The sequence below is a fragment of the Streptomyces triticirhizae genome (assembly GCF_003696235.1).
In the GTDB taxonomy this organism is placed as follows: Bacteria; Actinomycetota; Actinomycetes; order Streptomycetales; family Streptomycetaceae; genus Streptomyces; species Streptomyces triticirhizae.
This window is the reverse complement of the sequence record NZ_RFFJ01000318.1, coordinates 1-4022: the sequence shown is the minus strand read 5'-3', so window position 1 is coordinate 4022 and position 4022 is coordinate 1. Positions and strand designations below refer to the sequence as shown.

Here is a 4022-nt window from a genome sequence, read left to right as displayed (position 1 = left end):
CGAGCTGCTGCGCGCCGCCGAGGCCGAGCTGGCCGCCCGCGAGGAGGCGCTGGCCGAGGCCGAGGCGGCCCACCGCCGGCTCGCCGAGCGGCACGCCGAGGCCGTGCGGGCCGCCGACGGCTTCGCCGAGATCGCCGCCCAGCTGCGGGACCAACTCCGCGACCCCGCAGACGAGTCGGAGGCGCCGCCGGCCCCGCCCGAGCCCTACCCGAGCGCCATCGAGGAGGCCAGGGCCGCCGTCGGCGACGCCCGCCGCGCCCTGCGCGCCGCCGGCTCCGGGCTGGCCGCCGCCGAGTCCGCCGTCCGCGACGCCTGCGACCAGCTCGTCCGGCACGCCAACGCCAGCCGCTTCGAGCAGGTCCGCACCCCCGCCCGCGCCCAGATCAGGGAGCTGCCCACCGCCGCCCTGCCCACCCACGCCGCCGCCTGGGCCGAGGCGTTCGCGCCCCGACTGCGCGTGCTGGGCGACGAGTTGACCCAGCTGGAGCGGAACCGCGACGGCATCGTGGACCGGCTGCGCGGCCTCGTCGAGTCCGCGCTGGCCACCCTCCGCTCCGCGCAGCGCCTCTCCCGGCTGCCCGAGGGCCTGGGGGAGTGGTCGGGGCAGGAGTTCCTGCGCATCCGCTTCGACGAGCCCGACCAGGCCACGCTCACCGAGCGGTTGGGCGAGGTCGTCGACGAGGTCACCCGCGCCGCCGTCCGGAAGAACACCGACCTGCGCAGGGACGGGATCTCCCTGCTGCTGCGCGGGGTGCACGCCGCGCTGCGGCCGCGCGGGGTGCGGGTGGAGATCCTCAAGCCGGACGCGGTGCTGCGCGCCGAGCGGGTCCCCGTCGGCCAGATGGGAGACGTCTTCTCCGGTGGCCAGCTGCTGACCGCCGCCATCGCGCTCTACTGCACCATGGCCGCGCTGCGCGGCAACGACCGGGGCCGCGAGGGCCACCGGCACGCCGGCACGCTCTTCCTCGACAACCCCATCGGCCGGGCCAACGCCACCTACCTGCTGGAGCTACAGCGCGCCGTCGCCGACGCGCTGGGCGTCCAACTCCTCTACACCACCGGCCTGTTCGACACCACGGCGCTGGCCGAGTTCCCCCTGGTCATCCGGCTGCGCAACGACGCCGACCTGCGCGCGGGGCTGAAGTACATCAGCGTCGAGGAGCATCTGCGCCCCGGGCTGCCCAGTGCCGACGAGGGCACCGAGCCGGTGCACGGCGAGGTCACCGCCACCCGCGTCTACCGCAGGCCCAACACGTCCCAGCCCTCCGCGCCGTCCGGATCACCCGAGCCCGGGCCGGTGCCCGCGCCGACCCCCGAGCCCGCGCCGGCGGCCCGGCCGTGACGCCGCGCCGCCTTCCTGGCCGCCCGGCGCTCCGCGCGCCGGGCCCTGGCGTTCGCCCTGGCCACGCTGCTCGGCACGGACACCACGCCGTTCCGCTGCTTCCAGGACTGCGAGGTGATCCAGATGTCCAGCACGGCCCAGGTCGCCACCACGGAGCTGACCAGCGTCGATATGGCCATCGGCAGCACCAGCCAGGCGCCGGCCAGCAGTCCGAGCAGCACCACCATCAGCTGACTGAGCGTCAGCGCGATGATGATCACCGCCCGCACGGCGGCGGCGCGCACCGGGTCCGGAAGTCGGGGTCTCGCATACACGCCGCTCTCGCTCCCTGCACGGTGAGATGCGCGGATATGTCCTCGCGCTCCATGGTAGAACGCCTTGCGCCCCCGCCCAGCACGGACCAGGATGAGGCGCCCACCGAGTGTCAACTCCCATGATTACCGGACGGTTAGCGGGTCGGGCGCCGTGCCCGGTAGTAGGCTCGCGCTGTTGACACGGCGGCAGCCATCGCGTGGGGGAGCGGCCCGGGCCGAGCAAGGGGAGGGTATGCGCGTTCGCGTCAAGACGGTCCAACGCAGAATCTGGGCACTGGTGTTGGTCCCGCTCCTCGCCCTGCTGGCGGTCTGGACGTTCACCGCCGTGCTCACCGTGAGCGAGGCGTTCTCCGCGAGCGGCTCAGCCTCCGTTGCCGAGCGGCTGACGGGCCCCGCCGAGGAGGCGATCGCCGCCCTGCAACGCGAGCGTCGCAGCGCGGTCGTCTATCTCGCCGACCCCCGCCGCGCCGACGCGCTGGCCGCGTTGGACGAGTCCAGGTCCGAGACCGACGCCTCGCTGCGGCGGCTGTGGCGCGCGGTCGACGGCGAGGACGGGCTGACCGGCGCCGCCGACAGCCGGCTGACGACGCTCCGCAGAACGCTCGGCGAACTGGACCGGCTGCGCGGCCAGACGGACAGCAACACCATCCCGCTCTCCGGCGCGCTCGACGCCTACAGCGACCTGACCGCCGCAGCCCTGCGGTTCCGCGCGGCGCTCCCGCCCGCCGCCGACGCCGGCGACCAGCGGCACTCCAGCGCGATCGCCGGGCTGGCCCAGGCCCGCGAGTACATATCCCAGGAAGACGCCCTGGTGGCCGGCGTGTTGGGCACCGGCCGCAGCACCGACACCGAACGGCGCGCCCTCACCGAGCTGATCGCCCGCCGCGAGGCGGTGTACGCGCAGGCTGTGCCCGACCTGCCGCTGGAGGACCGGCAGGCCCACGAGAGCTTCTGGGACAGCGGCACCGCCCGCATCCTCGCCGAGGCCGAGCAGCAGGTCATCTCCGCCACCGGCACCCTGCCGAGCGACCGCTGGGAGCAGTCCACCTTCGACGTGCTGGAGGGCACCGGGGTCCTGTTCGCCGACGCCGACGGCCGGCTCGACGACCGGCTGGACTCCTCCCACACCCCGCTCGTCCTGCGGGCGGTGCTGGCCGGCGGCCTGGGCGTGGCCCTGGTGGCCGGCGCCGCCTGGTTCACGCTGCGCGGCGGACGTTCCCTCGCCCGCGACCTGACGGACCTGGCGCGGGAGGCCAGGGACGCGGCCGAGGTGCGGCTGCCCGGCGTCACCCGCCGGCTGGAGGCCGGCGAGCATGTGGACGTCGAGACGGAGGCGCCCCGCCTGGAGTACGGGGACGACGAGTTCGGCCAGATCGGACGGGCCCTCAACACCCTGCAACGGGAGGCCACCTCGGCGGCCGTCGAGCGTTCCTACACCCGGCGCGGGGTCTCCGAGGTCTTCGTCAACCTGGCCCGCCGCAACCAGGTGTTGCTGCACCGCCAGCTCCAGCTGCTGGAGGCCATGGAACAGCGCAGCCAGGACAGCGAGGCCCGCGTGGACCTGGTGCGCCTGGACCACCTCAGCACCCGGATGCGGCGGCACGCCGAGGGCCTGGTCATCCTCTCCGGCGCCGCGCCCGCCCGCCAGTGGCGCAAGCCCGAGCACCTGACCGAGGTGGTGCGCGCCGCCGTCGACGAGATCGAGGACTTCGAACGCGTCGAGATCCGCCGCCTCCCGCCGTTCGTCGTCGCCGGCGGGGCCGTCGCCGACCTGATCCAGCTGATCGCCGAACTCCTGGAGAACGCCACGGTGTTCTCTCCGCCGCACACCGCCGTGCAGGTCTCGGGCGAACGGGTGCCGCACGGTGTCACCCTGGAGATCCACGACCGGGGCCTGGGCATGACCGCCGAGGCGCTGCGGGAGGCCAACCAACGGCTCTCCGAGATCACCGAGTTCCAGCTGTCCGACACCGACCGGATCGGGCTGTTCGTGGTGGCCAGGCTGGCCGAGCGCCACCACATCAGGGTCGCGCTGCGGGAGTCGCCCTACGGCGGCACCACCGCCGTCACCCTGATCCCGGGCGAGCTGCTCTCCGAGGCCGCCGAGCCGCCGCCCGTCCGGGAGCGGCTGATCCCGGCGCGCGAGCGGCCCGCGCTGCTCGACGGCCCGGTGGACGGGCCGGTCGAGCTGACGGCCTCGGTCGGCGCCAACTCCCGCACCGGGGACGGCGCGGCGGGCCGGGCCGCCGCCGGCGAGCACACCGCCGAGCACACCTCGGAGCACCCCGCCGACCACGACGCCGAGCGCGCCGTCCCCCGCGATCCGGCGGACCCCGGCCGCCCCAGGAGCGCGCCCGTCCTGGTCG

At 75.2% G+C, this 4022-nt stretch carries 2 protein-coding genes and 1 pseudogene; 2 read left to right on the top strand and 1 reads right to left on the bottom strand.

Annotation, left to right across the window (positions count from 1 at the left end):
- Positions 1-1342 (top strand): annotated as a pseudogene (locus EBN88_RS28935) (hypothetical protein); the annotation flags it as partial.
- Here EBN88_RS28935 and EBN88_RS28930 read toward each other — a convergent pair.
- Positions 1237-1656, bottom strand: coding sequence for a hypothetical protein (locus EBN88_RS28930; RefSeq protein WP_199742530.1), 420 nt, complete (start codon positions 1654-1656; stop codon positions 1237-1239). The pseudogene EBN88_RS28935 and the gene EBN88_RS28930 sit on opposite strands and share 106 nt — an antisense overlap.
- A 232-nt stretch (positions 1657-1888) precedes the next feature.
- Between EBN88_RS28930 and EBN88_RS28925 the strand changes: the two genes are divergently transcribed.
- On the top strand, positions 1889-4022 hold a 2134-nt coding region (locus tag EBN88_RS28925; RefSeq protein ID WP_122399965.1), incomplete at its 3' end, for a sensor histidine kinase.